This window comes from Geomonas diazotrophica, assembly GCF_019063885.1.
GTDB classification, from domain to species: Bacteria; Desulfobacterota; Desulfuromonadia; order Geobacterales; family Geobacteraceae; genus Geomonas; species Geomonas diazotrophica.
On record NZ_CP077684.1, the window covers coordinates 375,560 to 393,549 of the forward strand.

Annotated in this window: 18 protein-coding genes and 4 tRNA genes; 3 read left to right on the plus strand and 19 right to left on the minus strand. The window is 62.4% G+C overall.

Going from position 1 to position 17,990, the window contains the following annotated elements; translation table 11 throughout:
- Window positions 1–14 precede the first annotated feature (14 nt).
- Genes KP003_RS01595 through KP003_RS01610 form a run of 4 tightly spaced genes read right to left on the minus strand, consistent with a single transcriptional unit; the run spans window position 15 to window position 2,629 of the window.
- Entirely contained in the window at window positions 15–671 is a 657-nt protein-coding gene (locus KP003_RS01595; protein WP_216497423.1) for a hypothetical protein, read from the minus strand.
- A gap of 20 nt (window positions 672–691) precedes the next feature.
- Window positions 692–1,678 (minus strand): agmatinase family protein, encoded by a 987-nt coding sequence (locus tag KP003_RS01600; RefSeq protein WP_216497422.1) that lies wholly within the window; start codon window positions 1,676–1,678, stop codon window positions 692–694.
- Window positions 1,679–1,704: 26 nt separating this feature from the next.
- Complete coding sequence (locus KP003_RS01605) at window positions 1,705–2,355, minus strand: GNAT family N-acetyltransferase (protein WP_216497421.1); 651 nt, start codon at window positions 2,353–2,355, stop codon at window positions 1,705–1,707.
- Window positions 2,356–2,371: 16 nt separating this feature from the next.
- Window positions 2,372–2,629: an acyl carrier protein gene (locus KP003_RS01610; protein WP_216497420.1), complete on the minus strand. Its 258-nt coding sequence runs from the start codon at window positions 2,627–2,629 to the stop codon at window positions 2,372–2,374.
- Window positions 2,630–2,866: 237 nt separating this feature from the next.
- Between KP003_RS01610 and KP003_RS01615 the strand changes: the two genes are divergently transcribed.
- Window positions 2,867–4,546, plus strand: a complete 1,680-nt coding sequence (locus tag KP003_RS01615) for a radical SAM protein (protein WP_216497419.1) — start codon at window positions 2,867–2,869, stop codon at window positions 4,544–4,546.
- A gap of 151 nt (window positions 4,547–4,697) precedes the next feature.
- Here the strand turns inward: KP003_RS01615 and KP003_RS01620 are convergent, their stop codons facing one another.
- Both KP003_RS01620 and elbB read right to left on the minus strand, forming a co-directional pair.
- Window positions 4,698–5,285 carry an outer membrane beta-barrel protein gene (locus KP003_RS01620; RefSeq protein ID WP_216497418.1) on the minus strand — a complete coding sequence of 196 codons (588 nt, stop codon included), beginning with the start codon at window positions 5,283–5,285 and terminating at the stop codon, window positions 4,698–4,700.
- A 98-nt stretch (window positions 5,286–5,383) separates the two neighbouring features.
- The gene (elbB, locus tag KP003_RS01625; RefSeq protein ID WP_216497417.1) at window positions 5,384–6,040 is read right to left on the minus strand and encodes an isoprenoid biosynthesis glyoxalase ElbB; all 657 of its coding nucleotides are present in this window, start codon (window positions 6,038–6,040) and stop codon (window positions 5,384–5,386) included.
- A gap of 185 nt (window positions 6,041–6,225) precedes the next feature.
- On the opposite strand from elbB, the gene KP003_RS01630 reads away from it, so the two are divergent.
- On the plus strand, window positions 6,226–6,420 hold the full coding sequence (locus tag KP003_RS01630) for a 4Fe-4S dicluster domain-containing protein (RefSeq protein WP_216497416.1): 195 nt from the start codon (window positions 6,226–6,228) through the stop codon (window positions 6,418–6,420).
- Between the two features lie 7 nt (window positions 6,421–6,427).
- On the opposite strand, the gene KP003_RS01635 is transcribed toward KP003_RS01630, so the two are convergent.
- Window positions 6,428–7,660, minus strand: a complete 1,233-nt coding sequence (locus KP003_RS01635) for an MFS transporter (RefSeq protein WP_216497415.1) — start codon at window positions 7,658–7,660, stop codon at window positions 6,428–6,430.
- A gap of 169 nt (window positions 7,661–7,829) precedes the next feature.
- Between KP003_RS01635 and KP003_RS01640 the strand changes: the two genes are divergently transcribed.
- Entirely contained in the window at window positions 7,830–7,988 is a 159-nt protein-coding gene (locus KP003_RS01640) for a hypothetical protein (protein WP_216497414.1), read from the plus strand.
- An 83-nt stretch (window positions 7,989–8,071) separates the two neighbouring features.
- Here KP003_RS01640 and KP003_RS01645 read toward each other — a convergent pair.
- The 12 genes from KP003_RS01645 to KP003_RS01700 form a co-directional block, all read right to left on the minus strand.
- A tRNA-Glu gene (locus tag KP003_RS01645) sits at window positions 8,072–8,146 on the minus strand.
- 72 nt (window positions 8,147–8,218) lie between these two features.
- Window positions 8,219–8,294, minus strand: a tRNA-Lys gene (locus KP003_RS01650).
- A gap of 41 nt (window positions 8,295–8,335) precedes the next feature.
- A tRNA-Glu gene (locus KP003_RS01655) sits at window positions 8,336–8,413 on the minus strand.
- A gap of 1 nt (window position 8,414) precedes the next feature.
- Window positions 8,415–8,490 (minus strand) — tRNA-Lys (locus tag KP003_RS01660).
- Between the two features lie 72 nt (window positions 8,491–8,562).
- Window positions 8,563–9,861, minus strand: coding sequence for an adenylosuccinate synthase (locus KP003_RS01665; RefSeq protein ID WP_216497413.1), 1,299 nt, complete (start codon window positions 9,859–9,861; stop codon window positions 8,563–8,565).
- Entirely contained in the window at window positions 9,854–11,176 is a 1,323-nt protein-coding gene (locus KP003_RS01670; RefSeq protein ID WP_216497412.1) for an ATP phosphoribosyltransferase regulatory subunit, read from the minus strand. Before KP003_RS01670 ends, KP003_RS01665 begins: the two co-directional genes overlap by 8 nt.
- 109 nt (window positions 11,177–11,285) lie before the next feature.
- Window positions 11,286–12,764, minus strand: coding sequence for a hypothetical protein (locus KP003_RS01675; RefSeq protein ID WP_216497411.1), 1,479 nt, complete (start codon window positions 12,762–12,764; stop codon window positions 11,286–11,288).
- 181 nt (window positions 12,765–12,945) lie between these two features.
- The gene (locus KP003_RS01680) at window positions 12,946–13,221 is read right to left on the minus strand and encodes a hypothetical protein (protein WP_216497410.1); all 276 of its coding nucleotides are present in this window, start codon (window positions 13,219–13,221) and stop codon (window positions 12,946–12,948) included.
- A gap of 61 nt (window positions 13,222–13,282) precedes the next feature.
- The gene (locus KP003_RS01685; protein WP_216497409.1) at window positions 13,283–13,558 is read right to left on the minus strand and encodes a hypothetical protein; all 276 of its coding nucleotides are present in this window, start codon (window positions 13,556–13,558) and stop codon (window positions 13,283–13,285) included.
- A 274-nt stretch (window positions 13,559–13,832) separates the two neighbouring features.
- Window positions 13,833–15,182 (minus strand): porin, encoded by a 1,350-nt coding sequence (locus KP003_RS01690; RefSeq protein WP_216497408.1) that lies wholly within the window; start codon window positions 15,180–15,182, stop codon window positions 13,833–13,835.
- A gap of 343 nt (window positions 15,183–15,525) precedes the next feature.
- A complete protein-coding gene (gene mce, locus KP003_RS01695) occupies window positions 15,526–15,939 on the minus strand; it encodes a methylmalonyl-CoA epimerase (protein ID WP_216497407.1) in 414 nt (137 codons plus the stop codon).
- Window positions 15,940–16,214: 275 nt separating this feature from the next.
- On the minus strand, window positions 16,215–17,867 hold the full coding sequence (locus KP003_RS01700) for an acyl-CoA mutase large subunit family protein (protein WP_216497406.1): 1,653 nt from the start codon (window positions 17,865–17,867) through the stop codon (window positions 16,215–16,217).
- Window positions 17,868–17,990: the final 123 nt, after the last annotated feature.

Sequence of the window (17,990 nt, forward strand, 5' to 3'; positions counted from 1 at the left end):
GGCCGGCAGCGGCCTCACAGTGTGAAAAGGAGGGAGGCGATGCCGTAGTGGGAAGGGAGACCCGCCTCCTGCTTCAGCACGTTGAATGTGCCGATAGAGATCTGCTGCAGTTCCTTAATCGCCGCGATATAGCGCTTCCGCGCCTGCTCGTCCAGCGAGCTTTTCAGTTCCCCGCAGGCATAGATCAGGCACCTCAGGGGGCGTTCCGCATGGGGAAGGAGGCATCCCCGCGGGCCGAGATGAGCGCAGCGGACCGCGGGAGTTTGTGCCGCGGACTCGTCAGGGGGCGCCGGTTCGAGCCGCCGCCATGCCGCGCCCAGCCGTATCCGCAGGTATGCCGCCAACGGGGGGGCGCCCTGTCCGGCGTACGCGGCGACCCTGGAGCCGGTATGGCGCCGCAGCCAGTAATCGATGGCGGTGAAGTAACGTTCGGCCGGCTCCCTGCAGCAGGCACCCTGACATCTGTCGCACCGGGCGTAGGAGGGAAGATCGAGGGCGGCTATCCTGAGCTGGCAGGCAACCCGTTTCCGGTTCAGCTGTTCCATGGCTTTGCGGGCCGGCGGCGACAGGTCGTGGTCCCGGTCCAGCAGGTCGTGGCTCAGGCCGGCCACGCGCTGGAACAGGCGGTAAGGCCTGGAGAAATGCCAGAAGTCCTGGAGGTCCCTGAACATGTCGTTCTCCTCCCGCACGGTCACCCCTGGTCCCTCTTGCGCTGCGCCACCCCCGAGAGGGCGTAGATCATGGCCCAGGCGGCCAGGTGCGAGGAGTACCCCTGAGGGTCCTGCCCCGGGTAGACCTCGACGAAATCGAGCCCGTCGATGCCCGAGCACCCGATGGTCTGCAGCGCGGGGAGCAGCTCGGTGGGAAGGAGCCCGTTGAAGTCGGCGGGGCCCCCCGGGTTGTACCCGGCGTCGATGCAGTCGCTGCAGATGGTCACGAAGACATGCTTTGTCTTTTGGTGGGCGATCGCTATCGCCTCTTCGGTGACCGCCACCATCCCCCGTTCCCGGATCTCCTTGGTGGTGAAGATGCGCGCACCCATGCTGCGGGCATACTCGTACTGTGCCGGAGAGTTACGTGGCCCCCTGATCCCCAAGTGGACGATGCTCTCCTTGCGCACCCGGGGAAGCTGCACGATGCGATGCAACGGGCCGCAGCGCGGGAACATGTCGGCACCGAAGGACTTGGCGTTGTCGAGGTGGGCGTCGAAGTGGATCACGCCGATCTCGCCTTCGCCCGCCTCGCCGAGCGCCCTCACTATTTCGGGGGTGAAGGAATGGTCGCCCCCCAGCACGAAGGGGATGCTTTGGCTGCGGTACACCTCCAGCATCGCCTTGTGCACGTTGGCCATGGTCTCGGCGGGGTCGTTCGGGTTGACCGGGATGTCACCCATGTCCCCCAACTGCAGGTGGTCGAACAGGTCGATCTCGTACTCGGGGAGGAAGCCCCCGTAGCGCGCCGAGGCGTGCCTGATGCTGCGCGGTGCGAGCTCGCAACTGCTGAAGGAGCCCCAGGTCACCGTCCCCTCCCAGGGGACACCCGCCACGATGACGTCGCAGCCGGCGGGGAGGTTGCGGGCATCGATCACCGGGACCCCGAGGAAGGAGGGGGTATCCCCGTACACCCTGGGGAGGGACGCTTTTCTGTTGGGCACCATCGGGATCTCTTTGCTGTTCATGGTGGCTCCTTTGCGCGTGGCGCGCCCTAGGCTGCACCGTGGCAGGTTACGTGCAGCTTCCTCGACAGCAGCAGGCGGGTCGCCCTGACTCGCTGCAGTTCACGCCATCGCAGGGTCCGGTGCACCCAGAGCGCCGGGACGTTGTCGGCCCAGAAGAAACCGTAGGCCTTGGTGATCCCCCGCTTTTTCAGCAGGTGCAGCGCGCCGTTTTGCAGTGCCGCTGCCAGGTTCCCCCCGCGGTGCGCCGGATCGACGAACATGTCGAAGGTGTAGGCCTCCCCGGGGCGGCACTCGATCCCCAACCACCGCTCGTCGGGATGGTTGCAGCCGCGCCCCCCTTGCCGGTGGTCGGCGCACCAGATGTCTCCCGCCACGGTGTTCCCCTTTACCAGGGCGAAACCGCGGTACCCCTTGCCGAGGTAGGTGAGCGCCTTCAGGTACCTGCTCCGGAACCGGTACACCAGGCGCCGTTCCCCGAGGAGTTCCGCGCTCAGTTCCAAGACGGCTTCGTCGGGGGGACGGGTGAAATCCGTCACCGGGCGGAGGGAGTCGAGCGGGATTTCCACCGGCACCGCTACCCGGTTCAGATACACGATGTCCCTCAGCAGGGTGCGCCACCCGGCGACCAGCAACATCTCACGGGCCTGCACCAGCCTCATCTTGCAGTACTGAAGCATGGTTCCTCCGGGCCGGCTATCCCTTGGCGCCCAGCTTGAAGTTGATGAACTCCGCCACCGCCGATATGGTCTCGAAATGCTCCGGAACGATTTCCGTGTCCGCGATTTGCACGCCGAATTCCTTTTCCAGGTACGCGATCAGTCTTTGCACCCCGAGGGAATCTACAATCCCCTTGTCTATGAGGGAGTCGGAAGGGGAGAGGGTGACTTTGGTACCGGGGGCAGCCATCTCGTTTTCTATGAACGACCTGATGGTATCGGTGTAATCGGTCATCTCATCCTCCTGAATCAAGGGTGGCGGAACGCCGGCACTATCGGCGCAGGAGCGGACTGCTTGAGCCTTGTCCAAGGCTGGCTCCGCCGCGGCGATGAATGGTTGGTTGGGTATAATGACAAAATTGTAATCTTTGGCACGCACCCTAGTGTACATTTGCCCGGTTGGCTGTCAAGGGCACTCCCGCCGGCTTCTTTTTTGTTCCAAAGGGATGACCAAAGATGCTACTTTGGCGCAATGTCGTGGAAGATCATCGAAAGAAAACGGACCCTTCTGGCCGGCGAGAGCGGCCCCGGGCGCGGCAAAAGCGGCGGAAGACTCTCCTGCTGCCTGGTCTACCCTAACCGCTATCACTCCGCCATGAGCAACCTCGGCTTCCAGGCCGTCTACGGCATGCTGAACGCGCAGCCGGAGGTCAGCTGCGATCGCGCCTACCTGCCGGACCGTGACGAGCTCGAGGAACTGCAGAGGACACGGGGGACGCTCCTGTCGCTGGAGAGTCAGCGCCCGCTTTCCTCGTTCGACCTGATCGCCTTTTCCATCTCCTTTGAAAGCGATTACCTTAACCTTCCCACCATCTTCCGGTTGGCCGGCATCGAACCCTATGCGGCGCAACGCTCCCCGCTGCAGCCGCTGGTTGTGGCCGGCGGAGCCGCGCTCTTTCTGAACCCCGAGCCGGTCGCCCCGTTTCTCGACCTGGTCTGCATCGGCGAGGCGGAGCCGACCCTCCCTCCCTTGCTGGAGTTGCTGAAGCGGGGGGCGCCGTCGCGGGAGGAGCTGCTCCGCGAGGCGGCACAGCTTCCCGGGATCTACGTCCCCTCGCTCTACCAGCCGGAGTATGAAGGGGTGCGGCAGGTCGCCTTCAGACCCTCCCCCGGCGCTCCTCCCCGGGTGCGCCGCGTCTGGGACCCCGATCCCGACAGCCGCCCGACCGTCACCGAGATTCACACGGACGCCACCGAGTTCTCGGGGATGCACCTGGTCGAGATCTCCCGCGGCTGCCCCCGTGCCTGCCGCTTCTGCGCCGCCGGGTTCATCTACCTTCCCTACCGGACCCGGTCGCCTGAACTGGTGCGCCAGGAGGTGCTCGAGGGGGTGGCCCAGGGAAGGAAGGTCGGGCTGGTGGCGGCGGCTGTTTCCGACTACGCCGGCATCGGCGAGCTCTGCTGCGACATCGTCGCGGCCGGAGGGAGGTTTTCGGTCTCCTCCTTCCGCATCGACCACCTGGACGGGCGCATGATCGAGGCGCTGAAGGCGAGCGGCCAGAAATCGGTGGCGCTCGCGCCCGAGGGGGGATCGCAGCGGCTGCGGGACCTGGTCAAGAAGGGGATCGACGAGGAGCAGATACTGGCCGCCTGCGACATGCTGGTGAGCCACGACATCCTGAACCTGAAGCTGTACTTCATCATCGGCCTGCCGACCGAGACCGGGGAGGACCTGGAGGAGCTGGTGGCGCTGGTGCAAAAGATCCGGGAGCGGGTGCTGGCGGCGGCCAAGGAGAACCGGCGCCTGGGAGAGATCCAGCTTTCGGTGAACCCTTTCATCCCAAAGCCGTTCACCCCATTCCAGTGGTGCGCCATGGAACCGGTCAAGTCGCTGGAGAAGAAATGGAAGTTCCTGCAGAAGGAGCTGGGGCGGCTTTCCAACCTGAAGCTGCAGATGGAAAGCCCGCGCGAGGCGTTCCAGCAGGCGCTCTTGTCACGCGGCGACCGCAGGCTGGCAGAGCTTATGGTGCTGGCGGATCGGCTGGGGAGCTGGAAGGAAGCGCTTCGAGGGTGGGAGCTCGATGCCGAGGCGCTGGTGAACCGGGAGATCGCGCCGGAGGAGCTCCTCCCGTGGGACTTCATCGACGGAGGGGATGTCGAAAGGTTGCGGCGGGAGTACCGGAAGGCGCTGGGCGAAAACGTTGGCGGGTAATACCTCCCTCTCCCTTTGGGGGAGGGGCGGGGTGAGGGAGATGGAGACGGCCGTGGAGCGAGGACTCACTTCGTGGCTACGCCCTCACCCCTGACCCCTCTCCCTGTGGGAGAGGGGAAGGGCGGGAAATCGATCCTGCTTTCGCATGGGGTTAGTTGAAGAAGAACCTCGCGCCGACCGTGAAGGAGAGGGCGGAGGGATCGAACTTGCCGGTCCCGTTGGGGCCGTCGACATCGGCCTTGAAGGCCTCTACCCCTTTTACCTCGAGGTTCAGGGCCACCTGGCGGTTCATGAAACAGTCGAGACCGCCGCTGACGTGGGCGCCGACGGTGGTGTTGGTGTACTTCTTGTCCAGGTCGTTGATCAGCACGTCGATGCCCGCCCCGACGTAGGGGACCACGTGCTGCCTCCCCGGGAAGCGGTACTGGGCGCCGATGGAGACGTCGGTCACGACGGCGTCACCGAAGCTGGAAGCGTCGAAGGTGGTGCGGCTCACCTCCATCTCCATGGCGACGTTGTCGTCGATGCCGAACAGGAAGCCGAGGCTGCCGGTAAGCCCGGCGTCGGTGGAAACGACCATCCTGCCGTTAACGGTGTCGACCTCGGATTCCGCCGGGTTGCTCACCCCGATCTTGCCGCTGAGTGCTATCCTGCCCCTGAGATCCTCCGCAGAGGCGTTCCCTGCCAGGGGGGCTGCCAGGAGCAGCGCCGCCGCGCAGAGCAGTAAGGTTTTACGCATTTATTTCCCTCCCAAAAAGCGTTCATGAAACAGCGGCATATTAAGTTAAAACGTCCCGCTGTTCAAGCCCTAATGAAGCTTGGGTGGGAGGGGGCGCGCTACCTGATCAGCTCCAGGGTGGCCTTGATCGCCTTCTCGATCCCCTTGGCCGCCTCGGCGATGCCTCCTGCCAGCATGTAGGCGGGGGTCGAGACGATCAGGTTGTCGCGGTCCACGACGCATTCGGTGGCCGGGCACTCCACGTGGCTGCTGCCGGTGGCGTTGATGGCCTGGGCGGTGCCCGTGTCGTTGCCGATGGTCAGCTTGGGGGCCAGGTCCTTGCCCAGGGCGAGGGCGATCACGGCCGGTGCGATGCAGATCGCGCAGATCGGCTTCTTGGCAGCGGCCATGTCGCGGATCAGCTTGAGCACGTCCGGCTGCACGCTCCCCTTGGCCCCCTCGAACGCGAAGCTGCAAAGGTTCTTGGCCGCTCCGAACCCGCCGGGGAGGACGATGGCGTCCAGCTCTTCCGCCCTTGCGCTCTTCACGTCGGCGATCTCGCCGCGCGCGATGCGGGCCGCCTCCACCAGCACCTTCCTCTTGGCCCCGGTGTCCTGCATGGTCAGGTGGTTCACCTCGTCAAGTTCGATGTCGGGGGCAAGGCAGACGGCCTTGGCGCCGTTGTTGTCGATGGCAAGCAGGGTCAGCACCGCCTCGTGTATCTCGCTTCCGTCACGGACGCCGCAGCCAGAAAGTATAACGCCTATCTTTTTCATGCAGATGCCTCCTGTCTTGTAGTTTGCCGATCAATTGCGATATTCTAAGCGGGATGTCCGCTCTCTGCAAGCGGTTTTAGCGGAGGTTAATAGAACGTCTGCGTCAGAACGTCACCATGAGCAGGCCAGTCGTGACCCCAGCAACTGCCACTCACCCCGCTGCAGTGACAGCAGCGCCCAATGCTATGACAGAGAATAGAAAACCGGAAATAGAAGTCGCCCGATGCACCGGCTGCGGTCGCTGTGTTGCCGCCTGCCCGGGCCGCCTGCTTACCCTCGAGGTCGTCGCTTATCGAAAGCACGCCGTCCTGGTGAAGCCGCGGGAATGCGACGGCTGCCTTGCCTGCCTCACCGCCTGCCCGGTACGGGCCATTTCCTGAACCCGCCTCATTCCCCCAGCTTGTCCACCTGCAGCAGCCTCGGGAAGAGCCGCATCCACAAGAGCACCACGACCATGGTGCCGACGCCGCCGATCAAGACCGCCGGAACGGTGCCGAAGAGGGCCGCGGTGACCCCGGATTCGAATTCCCCCAGCTGGTTGGAGGTGCCGATGAACATGGAGTTCACCGCGCTCACCCTGCCACGCATCTCGTCGGGCGTTTCGATCTGCACCAGCGAGGCGCGAATCACCACGCTCACGATGTCGGCCGCGCCAAGGACCATGAGGGCGGCCATCGAGATCGGGAACGAAGTGGAGATGCCGAAGACAACAGTGGCGACCCCGAACAGGAAGACGCTCAGGAACATGGTGCGCCCGACCCGCTGCCGCAGCGGTCGGCGGGCCAGCAAGAGCGACACCCCCAGCGCCCCCATGGCGGGAGCCGCCCGCAACATCCCCAGGCCCAGGGGGCCGGTGTGCAGGATGTCCCGCGCGAAGACCGGCAGGAGTGCTGTGGCGCCGCCAAGGAGCACGGCGAAGAGGTCGAGCGAGATGGCGCCCAGGATCTCCTGGCGGCTCCTGATGAAGGCGATCCCGGCGAAGAGGGAGCGGACCGTGGCGGGCTCGCGCTTGGCGGGCGCGCGGTCGAGGCGGATGCGGGAGAGGAGCAGGCTCGCCGCGAAAAAGAGGACGGCGGCGCTGGTGTAGACCGTGGTGGGGCCGAGGGCGTAGAGAAGCCCTCCCAGGGCGGGGCCGGCGATGCTGGCGGTCTGGTTGGCCGAGGCGGACCAGGCCGAGGCGCGCGGTATCAGCTCCTGCGGCACCAGCCACGGTACCAGCGCCAGCATGGTCGGGCCTTCGAAGGCGCGCAGGGCTCCGGCCGCGAAGACGACGGCCAGGATCCCGTTCTTGTCGAGCCAGCCGCCGTAGGAGCCGAGGGCGAGCAGTACGAGCGCCATCCCTTCCAGGACCTGGCAGGTGCCGGCGATGCGCCTTCTGTCGTAGCGGTCGGCGACGTGACCGACCGCCAGCGTCAGCAGGAACATGGGGAAGAACTGGGCAAGACCGACCAGCCCCAGGTAGAAGACGGAGCCGGTCAGCGCGTAGATCTGCCATCCCACGGCGACCGCCTGCATCTGCAGCGCGACCGAAGAGCAGACCCGCGCCAGCCAGAACAGCCGGAACGGCTGGTGCCTCAACACTGATTGCCGGAAGTCTGCCGTCTCAACGGTGGATGTCATAGAAGGAATCCGGTTTGTTACTGGCAATGCGCCGGGCGCGTGACAATATCTCGTTAGCACAACTCTTGTAAATGACTTTGCCACTGTTGACAACAGGGTTCTTTACCCTAATCTTCAAGTGGTGGCGCGGATTCACCGGAAATCCTGTTGCAGACAAAGGAGGAAGGTCATGCTTTACTTCATCAAGCAGAATACCATCCACACCTATCCGGTAGCCAAGGGGTGCCAGGCTGCGTACGAGCAGGAGCAGCTGCGCGACACGGTGCCGTACCAGGTGCAGGAGTGTCCCTACTGCATGAAGGTCTGGCCGGGAAGAAAGAACGACTGAGGTGGGCGAGAACGAAATAGCGAAGAAGGCCGGCAGGAACGAGAAAAGGCCGCCTCCCCGAGGGGAAGCGGCCTTTTCCGTGATGGTGATCCCAAGGGGACTTGAACCCCTGTTACCGACGTGAAAGGCCGGTGTCCTAACCACTAGACGATGGGACCGAATTGTTGCATCCCGTCCCATCAGGGTTGGGGGCTGTCGCAAGGCCCAGTCATGCGACAGTAAAAATAGGGTGGTGAGCCGCGTTGGGATCGAACCAACGACCACCTGATTAAAAGTCAGGTGCTCTACCAACTGAGCTAGCGGCTCGCTTAAGCTTTGTGCCGAGGCACAAGCGCTGTTTGTTTGAGTGGCGTCCCCAGCCGGATTTGAACCGGCGTCGCCGCCGTGAAAGGGCGGTGTCCTGGGCCGGGCTAGACGATGGGGACGTGGTGAGCCGCGTTGGGATCGAACCAACGACCACCTGATTAAAAGTCAGGTGCTCTACCAACTGAGCTAGCGGCTCAAACAGTGCAGCGAAGCAAGAACAACCTTATAGCAAATCGATTTCTGACAGTCAACACTTTTTATTAAAAAATCAGGCCCGCTCGAACGGGTTCCTGAGCACGATGGTTTCGCTGCGGCGCGGGCCCACGGAGACCAGCACCACCGGGGCGCCGGAGAGCGCTTCCACGCGCGCCACGTAGTCCTGGGCGTTCTTCGGGAGCTCGGCCATGCTCTTCGCGCCGGTGATGTCCTCGGTCCAGCCGGGGAGTTCCTCGTACACCGGGGTGCACTGCTCCATCACCTCGAGGCTCGCCGGGATCTCGTCCAGGATCTGGTCGTTGTACTTGTAGCCGGTGCAGACCTTGATGGTGTCCAGGCCGGTGAGGACGTCGAGCTTGGTGATGGCGATGCCGGAGAGGCCGTTCACGCGCACGGCGTAGCGGGCCACCAGCGCGTCGAACCAGCCGCAGCGGCGCGGACGGCCGGTGGTGGAGCCGAACTCGCGGCCGGCCTGGCGCAGCGCCTCGCCGGTCTCGTCCAAAAGCTCGGTCGGGAACGGGCCACTCCCCACGCGGGTGGCGTAGGCCTTGGAGATGCCGATCACCTCGTGGATCTCCCTCGGGGAGACGCCGCTTCCGGTGCAGGCGCCGCCGGAGCAGGTGGAGGAGGAGGTCACGTACGGGTAGGTGCCGTGGTCGACGTCGAGGAGGGTTCCCTGGGCGCCCTCGAAGAGGAGGCTCTTGCCCGCCTTGATGTCCTTGTGCAGGATGAGCGAGGTGTCCGCCGCGTACTTCCTCAGCACTTCGGCGTACCCCATGTACTCGTTGTAGATCTCCTCGAAGGTGAAGGGCTGGTCGCCCAACAGCTGGGTGAGGATCAGGTTCTTCTCGTCGAGCACCTCCTTCACCTTGCGGGTGAAGGCCTTCTCGTCCAAAAGGTCCATCAGGCGGATGCCGCGGCGGCCGATCTTGTCCTCGTAGGCGGGTCCGATGCCGCGGCCGGTGGTGCCGATCTTCTTGGCGCCGGAGTTCCTCTCGCGGGCGATGTCGATCCGCTTGTGGTACGGCATGATGATGTGCAGCGCCTCGGAGAGGAGCAGCATGCCGTCATCTTTCAAGTACCCGTTGCTCTTGAGGCGGGTGATCTCCATGATGAAGACTTCCGGGTCGAGCACGACGCCGTTGCCGATCACGCAGCGCTTCCCTTCGTGCAGGATGCCGGACGGGATCAGGTGCAGGATGACCTTTTCGTCCCCGACCACCAGCGTGTGCCCGGCGTTGTTCCCCCCCTGGTAACGTACCACGTCGTCGGCGTATTCCGTATAGATGTCGACGACCTTGCCTTTGCCCTCATCGCCCCACTGGGCACCAATTACAACGACGTTAGCCATGATTTTCCCCTTGCAGATCGAATTTCAAATCGAGACCTTTATCGAACAACTCCTGTTTGCCGACGGCGATGGCGCGACGGTCGGCGACCCTGACCAGGTAGAGCTGGTCGGCCGCGCACTCCTCGGCGCCGATCACCAAGAGCATCCGGATGTCCATCTTCTTGGCGTACTCAAGCGAGCTCTCGAAGTCGCGCTTGATGATGTCCCTGGCGCAGGTGAAACCGAGGCTTCTCAGTTTCTGGGCTACTTCCAGCGCCTCGCGGCGTTCGTCTTTTCTGTTGAAGACCAGGAAGTCGCGGCTGCTGGATGCCTCGACCTCCGGCCGCTTGGCCATGCTGGCCAAAAGCGCCAGGATGTTGAAGGCGAACCCGGTGGCGTGCGCCGGGTAGCCGTACTTGGCGGTCAGGTCGTCGTAGCGTCCGCCGCTGCAGACCGCCTCTCCGATGCCGGGAACGAATCCCTCGAAGGTGATGCCGGTGTGGTAGTCGAGCCCGCGGATCTCCCCCAGGTCGATGGTGAGGTGGTCGGCGACGCCGTAGATGTCGAGGATCTCGACCACCTGGGTGATGTTCTCCAGCGCCCGGCGCGAGCGCTCGTTGCCGGCGATGCGGGCCGCTTCCTTGAGCACCTCGCGGCCGCCGTAGAGCCTCGGGAGCAGCGCGATCTCTTCCTTGACGCTGTCGGGAGCGCCGGCAGCCTCCAGGATCGAGCGCACTGCGGTGACTTCCTTCTTGCTGATCGCCTCCTGCAGCTGTCTTTGCACCGCGGGGGAGAGCCCGGAGGCGTCCATGATGCCGCGGTAGAAATCCACCTGGCCGAGGTCGATCTTGAAGCCAGTGAAGCCGAGGTTCTTGAGCACCTCGACCGCCATGGCGACCATCTCGGCATCTGCCTCGGGAGAGTTCAGGCCGATCAATTCGACGCCGGACTGGAAGATCTCGCGGCTTCTGCCGGATTGCATCTGGGCCTGCCTGAGCACGCGTCCCGAATAATAGATGCGGTGGGGCAGGGGGAGCGAGTGCATCCTCGTGGCGACGATGCGCGCCACCTGCGGGGTGATGTCCGGCGGGATGGCCAAAAGCCTCCCGGTCTGGCGGTCGTCGAAGCGGAAGGTCTTGCTGCGCAGCTCGTCACCCATCCCCAGAGCCAGCACGTCCTCGAACTCGAGCAGCGGGGTGATCATGCGCCTGAAGCCCCAGAGCTCGAAGACTCGGTGGATGCTGTCGGCGATGAAGGTGATCTTATCGGCAGTTTCCGGGAGAAAATCGCTTACCCCTTTGGGGAGGGGCGCTTCAATGCATGCGGGGTTGGTCACGGGTCGTCCTAACGTCCGGGAGTACCGGCAGTCCGGCAAAAGGTGGCAAAAAACGAGGAATCGTAACAGTATGGCGGGGGGAAGTCAAGACATTCCCCCCGCCTTTTGGCTATTCGATACCGAGCAGCCGCACCACGCTCCCCCCCTTGCCGCCGAAGGTTCCCTTCTGGGCTACTTCGAGGAGGATCAGCTCCTTGCTGGCGGGGTTATAGGAGTAGTCGGCAAGGTAGTTCTGGCTCTGTTTGGTGCGCCACTTCTCCTCGAGAGAGGAGCCGTTCCACACGAAGTTGACCACGGAGTACTTGGAGTAGGAGCGCAGGTTGCCCAGCACGAAGAAGCCGGAATTCTGCGGCACCAGGATCTCCCCCTTTTCGGTGACGGTGATGCGCTGGTCGAGGAACCGGGTGCGGAACGGGGTCATGTTGGTCCTCTCGTTCTCCCAGTCCCTGCGCTGGAAGTAGGTCTCGGAGCCGCCGAACTTGTCGGAGCTTCTCCAGAGTTCTTCGCCGGTGTCGGAGTAGACCAGGAGGTAGCCGCTGTCGCTGAAGGTGGTCAGGTAGCTCTTGCCGGACTGGTCGCGGAACTGGTTGAAGTTGAAGATGTTGGCGAAGCGAGGCATTTTGATCGGGTTGCTGAGTTTCACCCCCTTGTCGACGATGCTCGCCTCGTACACGTCGCCGTAGAAGTCGTCGGTGCGCCCCATCTGCTGGGCGTAGAGCTTCTTCGAACCGCCGTAGGGGGCGATGGTGCGGAACATGTAGGGGACGTCCTCTGCGACCAGCTTGAACACGTCGTTTTGCAGGGCGTAGATCCGGGAGGAGATGTTTTCGCGGTCCATGATGGTGACGAACACCAGTACCCGCCCGCTTGCTTCCGGTCCCATGGCGTCGAGTGCCAGTATCTTCATACGGTCGGGAAGGATGACCTCGGTGACCAGGTCGAGCTTGGCGCCGGGACGGTACAGGTGGATCCCCTTGTCATCGGCGGCCACGAACTCCTTGGTCCCCCAGGTGGCGACACCGCTGTACACGCCCGAAAGACGCTGGCTGATCCAGCCGGGGGTAGCCTCATTGTGCACGATCTCGGAAGAGGGGGCCTTGACCATCTCCTGGGCGGCTGCCGGGCGCTCGATTTCGGCACGCGGAGCCTTGGAGGGAACCTCTACGGGCGCTGCGGGGAGCGCCGGTGCGGTGGCCTGGAACTGCTTCGCGAGGTCACCCTTGAGTTTTCCGGAGATCTTGCCCACGGCGGGGATGAGGGCGTCCATGCTCTCGCCCTGCTCGAAGGCGGTAGAGAGCTGTTTGCCGCCGGTGCTTTTGGCGATGGCGTCCAGGCTGAACATCTTGCCGAGCGTGGTATAGCTCCCGGAGACGATGACGTCCGCCTCGGCGGGGGTGTCGACGGTCACGATGCCGTCGCCGGCCAGGCGCGTCGCCAGAAGGCGCTGCAGCGTGTTTTTCAGGTTGCCGTTGTCGGTGGGGGAGACGGTGAATTCGGCGATATAGGCGCGGATGGTGGAGGCTGAGGCTGCAGCGGCTGCCAGCAGCGTGCCAACGATAATCAGGATGGCAACGAGTGATCTTTTCATTGATTGCTCCGCTTTTGAGGGGATTTAAGACGCCGAATTATCGCAGAGCAGTACTCATTAGTCAAACGGTTTCACGCCCCCGCGGAGGCGCTTTCAGTGCAGTTTCCCAAGTCGTGCGGCAATAAAAAAAGCGGGCCTGTGGCCCGCCTCTTTCTCCGGCTCTTCGAGGTGTCATGTATCGTCAGCGCCCCGGTTTTTCCATGTCCTTCAGCATTTCCTGCGTCTCGGCGAGTTTCTCCTGCAGCTGCCGCAGCTCCTTGGGCGTATAGACCCTGGTTCCCTTCTGGATCTCCCTTTCCAGACGCTGCATCCGCGTGTAAATGTCGTCGACCTGGTCCTTGCAGTTCCGGGACAAGAGCAGGCACTCGTTCCTGTCGGCCTGGGTCTGCTCGGCAAAAACGCCCGTGCTCGTCGTCATCAGTAAAGCCGCCGTCACCAACATGATCGCCCTTTTCATGGTGTGCTCCTTTCTGGCAAAGCTCTCTTTTCGGGAGTTTGTCTCCGGTACGCATTGACCTCTAGCTGTCAGGCCTTTCCAGGTTGCGCAGGATATCGTCGGCTTCCTTCAGCTTGTCCTGCAACTTTTTCAGCTCCTGCGGGGTGTAGACCCTGGTTCCCTTTTCGATCTCCCTGTTCAGCTTGCGGATGCGTTGCTGGATGTCGTCGACCTGGTTCATGCAGTTTTTCGACGCCAGCAGGCACTCGTCCTTCTGGTCTGCCGCCATCTGGGCGTACGCCGGTACCGAAGACAGCATAAAAAGGCCTGCGGCCAGCATCAGTGCCATCTTTCTCATACGTTAGCTCCTTTTGGGAATTTATTAGAGAAACGTAATGATTGAACCATAGAAGGTCTGCTTGTCAACACGACACCGAAAATATCTGCCAAAGAGGCGTGGTACTGGCTGAGCGGCCTAAAGACCGGTTGCGGAACAGGGGCTGGATTGCTGTCAAAGAGGTCAAAAGGCGGGGCAAAGGCATGGATGACGCAGAAAAAGACAAGCCGGAGAGTCGCCCCTCCGGCTTGCCGGTCCTTCTGTGTCTGCTCCTGCCGTCAAACGACAGGTTTTCTTAGAATGCGTAGCTCAGCTGAAGGTTGACCAGGTACGGATTGTCTGCGTCTGCAGTCTGCGCGTAGGTTGCGATCCTGTCGGTGCCTTTGCCGTTCATGGCGTCGCCGAGGAAGACGTAGGCTGCAGCAGCGCTGGCGGTCAGGTTGTCGTAGATCTTGTAGCCGATCTGTGCGTTGACCTCGGTACCGAGGGACTTCTTCTCGGCGCCGCGGGCTTCTGCAGTCCTCATGTAGCCAACGTTGGCGTTGTAGAAGGTCTTGCCCATGGCCCCGTCGTAGCCGGCGAATACGCCGATGGCGCCGCGGCCGCCGACGCTGATGTCGTTGCCGGTGAGGGAGGTGGAGGTGTTGACCGCCTGGTTCGGACGGATCAGCAGCCACATGTTAGCCGGGTTGAAGTAGGTGGTACCCGCGGTGACGGCCTGGAAGGCGTTGTTGTTGGTGCCGCCTTTGTCGCCGGAGAGGTAGAAGCCGGAGAAGTTAACCGCGCCGGGGCCAGCCTTGACCTTGCCGACTGCACCAAGCAGGTAGGCGCTGATGTCGGTGGCCGAGTTCTTCTCGCCCCACTGGTAGGCTGCGAAAGGCTTGATGTTGGCCGGGCCGACGTTGACGTCGGCGTTGACGCCGACCATGTGCAGCAGCTCGTACGGAGCGGTGGCTGCGAGGCCGGTGTCGTTCTGGATGTTGTAGTAGGTGGCGCCTACGGTGATGTCCTTGCTGACGGCGAACTTGCCGTCGGCGACGATCAGGTCCGCGGTGAACTGCCCCGGGCCGGTGATGTCGTTGGCCAGGGTGTTGTCGTCGAAGCGGAACCAGCCGAGCTGGCCGGTGAACGCGTCAACCTTCTTGGTGCCGATGGCGCCGGTCATGTCGGCCAGCAGGAAGAGGCTACCGTAGGCATCGGCCCAGGGCTGCAGACCGACCTTGAAGTTCGCGCCGGTGGCCGGCTCGTTGAAGTCAAGGTAGATGTTCTTCGTCTCGAGGGTCAGCTGGTCGGCGTCGAGGTTACCGGAGTCGTTGCCGGTGGTCCCTTTGTAGCCTGCGGTCCCGTTGTGGTTGGAGGCGATGCCGCCGAAACGGGTGTCGAGTTCGAAGTGGGTGACCAGCTTCAGGTTGTCGTTGGCCTTGGCGATGTACATGATGCGGGCACGCTGCTCAGCGAAGAAGCCGGAGTGCGCGTCTTTGCGGAGGATGTCCTTGGTGTCGCCGCCGGCGAGGGCGTTGGTCTGGTAGCCCATGAATTTGAACATACCGTGGAACTCGTTCTCCAGCGCCATTGCCGGAACGGCGGTTGCTGCGCTCAGAGCGCTGACGGCTGCAAATGCAAGCAGTTTCTTTTGAAAGCTCATCGTCTACCTCCTGGTTTGTTTTTACAACGTGATTGAAGTTCCTGCTCTACTGTCAATTCGCCCTACGGCGAAGGTGCAGTCCGGTTATAAAGAAAGAGCTCTTAAGTCAACCGCTGTTAATGAGCAGGGTGGAGTCAAGAGCTCTCGTGTGTGGTCCTCGGGCTGTTTTGAGTCAGCAATGATTATCTCCTCGACATTTGCGTAGAAGGTCACGCAGATCAGCCAGTACAGCCTATCCCAATGAGCAAACCGCTGTTATATAAAACTGAGGCCACTATATTATTTTTCAAACAAATGTCAACAGAAAAAAACTTCACTCATTAGATATAAGAAGCTCTATATCTCAGTGGCTGCCGTCGTGCGCTTCACACAGTTCGGTGAGGACACCGTTGCTGCTCTTGGGGTGCAAAAAGGCGATGCGCGCGCCGTGCGCCCCGGTCCTTGCACTGGTATCGATCATGCGGGTGCCGCCGGCGATCAGCCTGGCGATGGTGGCGTCTATGTCCTTCACCCCGTAAGCCACGTGGTGCACGCCCGGGCCGTTCTTTTCCAGGAATTTCGCAACGGGGCTTTCGGTTGAGGTCGGCTCCAGGAGTTCTATTTTCGATTCCCCGATGGACAAGAATGCCACTTTGACTAACTGGCTGGGGACCTCTTCGATCCCTGAGAATTTCATCCCGAGTGTGTCGCGATAGAAGGGGAGTGCTTCTTCTATTGAGGTAACGGCTACGCCTAAATGATTTATCTTGGTGAGCATGTGTTGTTTCCTTGAATGTTCCTCAGAGCGTATCTGACGGTGGTAGATGATATCGAATAATTTCGGAAAAGCAAGTCACAGGCACGAAAAAGTTTCGTTACAGGCCCGTGTCAGATCGAAAAAAAGACTTGTGACTGCATGGAGAGGATGTATTGCGGCAAGATGATGAGCTGTGACAGAAACAAGGCTGCGGGTGAAACGGGAGAACCTTTGAATGTTGTTGTTCCTGCCGGAACGATCTGCACCGTCCCGGCAGGAACTTGTCCACGCCGATGTTAAAGAACCACGGTCTCCCTGTGCACGCCGAAGACGCCGCGCATCACGTTAGCGATTTCGCCCAGGGTCGCGTAGCTCTTCACCGCGTCCAGGATGTACGGCATCAGGTTGCCGCTCCCCTTGGCGGCCTCTTCCAGCGCCTTGAGGGTCTTCTCCACCTGGGCCCCGTCGCGCTTCGCCTTCATCGCGGCGAGGGCTTGCTTCTGCTTCACCTCGACCTCGTCGGTCACCTTCAGGAGCCCCTGCGGAGCACCTTCCTCGACCGTGAACTTGTTCACGCCGACGATGATGGTCTCGTCCTTCTCGATGGAGCGCTGGTAGGAGTAGGCGGAATCCTGGATCTCCTTCTGCTGGAAGCCCCGGGAGATCGCCTCGACCGCGCCACCCAGCGAGTCGATCTTTTCGATGTAGGCCATGGCCTGCTGCTCGATCTGGTCGGTAAGGGACTCGACGAGGAAGGAGCCGGCCAGCGGGTCGATGGAGTCGGCGACGCCGGACTCGTAGGCGATGACCTGCTGGGTGCGGAGCGCGATCCGCACCGACTCTTCGGTGGGGAGCGCCAGCGCTTCGTCCCTGGAGTTGGTGTGCAGCGACTGGGTGCCACCGAGAACGGCGGCCAGCGCCTGGAGCGTGACGCGCATGATGTTGTTGTCGGGCTGCTGGGCGGTGAGGGTGCAGCCGGCGGTCTGGGTGTGGAAACGGAGCATCTGGGAGCGCGGGTCCTTCGCCTTGAAGCGCTCGCGCATGATGCGCGCCCACATGCGGCGGGCGGCGCGGAACTTCGCCACCTCCTCCAGGAGGTTGTTGTGGGCGTTGAAGAAGAAGGCCAGGCGCGGCGCGAACTCGTCCACGTCAAGACCCGCCTTCACCGCCGCCTCGACGTAGGCGATGCCGTCGGCCAGGGTGAAGGCCACTTCCTGCACCGCCGAAGAGCCCGCCTCGCGGATGTGGTAGCCGGAGATGGAGATCGTGTTCCACTTGGGGACGTTGTCCTTGCAGTAGGCGAAGATGTCGGTGATGATCCGCATCGACTCCTTCGGAGGGTAGATGTAAGTGCCGCGGGCCATGTACTCCTTGAGGATGTCGTTTTGGATGGTGCCGGAGATCTTGTCCGGGGTCACCCCCTGCTTCTCGGCCACCGCGATGTACATGGCGAGCAGGATCGAGGCGGTGGAGTTGATGGTCATCGAGGTGGAGACCTTGTCCAGCGGGATGCCGTCGAAGAGGACTTCCATGTCGGCGAGCGAGTCGATGGCGACCCCTACCTTGCCCACCTCGCCGCGGCTCATGGACGCGTCGGAGTCGTACCCCATCTGGGTGGGGAGGTCGAAGGCGATGGAGAGGCCGGTCTGCCCGGCGGAAAGCAGGTACTTGTAGCGCTCGTTGGATTCGGCGGCGTTACCGAAACCCGCGTACTGGCGCATGGTCCAGAACCTGCCGCGGTACATGGTCGGCTGCACCCCTCGGGTGAAGGGGAACTGACCGGGGAAGCCGAGGTTCTCCTCGTAGCCCGGGTAGTCGAACTGCGGGGCGTAGCAGCGCTCCAGTTCCATGTCGGAGCTGTTTTTGAACGAACTCCTGCGCTCGGGGGCCTTGGCCATGCTCTTCTCAACGGTTGCCTGCCATGCCTGTTTCTTTTCAGAAATGCTCATGTTGCTCTCCTGGCGGTACAAAGTATGGTGATCCGGCTGGGGTTTCAAAGACGTCTTTTGTTTACGCTATCTTTACGGTAAATGGAATTATTTTTTTTTAACGGCCGAGTGCGTCTTTGCTGC

Bases quoted from the DNA above. Each gene is read 5' to 3' on its own strand.
- KP003_RS01685 (WP_216497409.1), bottom strand. From the start codon at position 13,558: ATGAGAAAGATGGCACTGATGCTGGCCGCAGGCCTTTTTATGCTGTCT.
- KP003_RS01630 (WP_216497416.1), top strand. From the start codon at position 6,226: ATGACAGAGAATAGAAAACCGGAAATAGAAGTCGCCCGATGCACCGGC.
- elbB (WP_216497417.1), bottom strand. From the start codon at position 6,040: ATGAAAAAGATAGGCGTTATACTTTCTGGCTGCGGCGTCCGTGACGGA.
- KP003_RS01610 (WP_216497420.1), bottom strand. From the start codon at position 2,629: ATGACCGATTACACCGATACCATCAGGTCGTTCATAGAAAACGAGATG.
- KP003_RS01605 (WP_216497421.1), bottom strand. From the start codon at position 2,355: ATGCTTCAGTACTGCAAGATGAGGCTGGTGCAGGCCCGTGAGATGTTG.
- KP003_RS01665 (WP_216497413.1), bottom strand. From the start codon at position 9,861: ATGGCTAACGTCGTTGTAATTGGTGCCCAGTGGGGCGATGAGGGCAAA.
- mce (WP_216497407.1), bottom strand. From the start codon at position 15,939: ATGCTCACCAAGATAAATCATTTAGGCGTAGCCGTTACCTCAATAGAA.
- KP003_RS01690 (WP_216497408.1), bottom strand. From the start codon at position 15,182: ATGAGCTTTCAAAAGAAACTGCTTGCATTTGCAGCCGTCAGCGCTCTG.
- KP003_RS01675 (WP_216497411.1), bottom strand. From the start codon at position 12,764: ATGAAAAGATCACTCGTTGCCATCCTGATTATCGTTGGCACGCTGCTG.
- KP003_RS01640 (WP_216497414.1), top strand. From the start codon at position 7,830: ATGCTTTACTTCATCAAGCAGAATACCATCCACACCTATCCGGTAGCC.
- KP003_RS01680 (WP_216497410.1), bottom strand. From the start codon at position 13,221: ATGAAAAGGGCGATCATGTTGGTGACGGCGGCTTTACTGATGACGACG.
- KP003_RS01600 (WP_216497422.1), bottom strand. From the start codon at position 1,678: ATGAACAGCAAAGAGATCCCGATGGTGCCCAACAGAAAAGCGTCCCTC.
- KP003_RS01615 (WP_216497419.1), top strand. From the start codon at position 2,867: ATGTCGTGGAAGATCATCGAAAGAAAACGGACCCTTCTGGCCGGCGAG.
- KP003_RS01620 (WP_216497418.1), bottom strand. From the start codon at position 5,285: ATGCGTAAAACCTTACTGCTCTGCGCGGCGGCGCTGCTCCTGGCAGCC.
- KP003_RS01700 (WP_216497406.1), bottom strand. From the start codon at position 17,867: ATGAGCATTTCTGAAAAGAAACAGGCATGGCAGGCAACCGTTGAGAAG.
- KP003_RS01635 (WP_216497415.1), bottom strand. From the start codon at position 7,660: ATGACATCCACCGTTGAGACGGCAGACTTCCGGCAATCAGTGTTGAGG.
- KP003_RS01595 (WP_216497423.1), bottom strand. From the start codon at position 671: ATGTTCAGGGACCTCCAGGACTTCTGGCATTTCTCCAGGCCTTACCGC.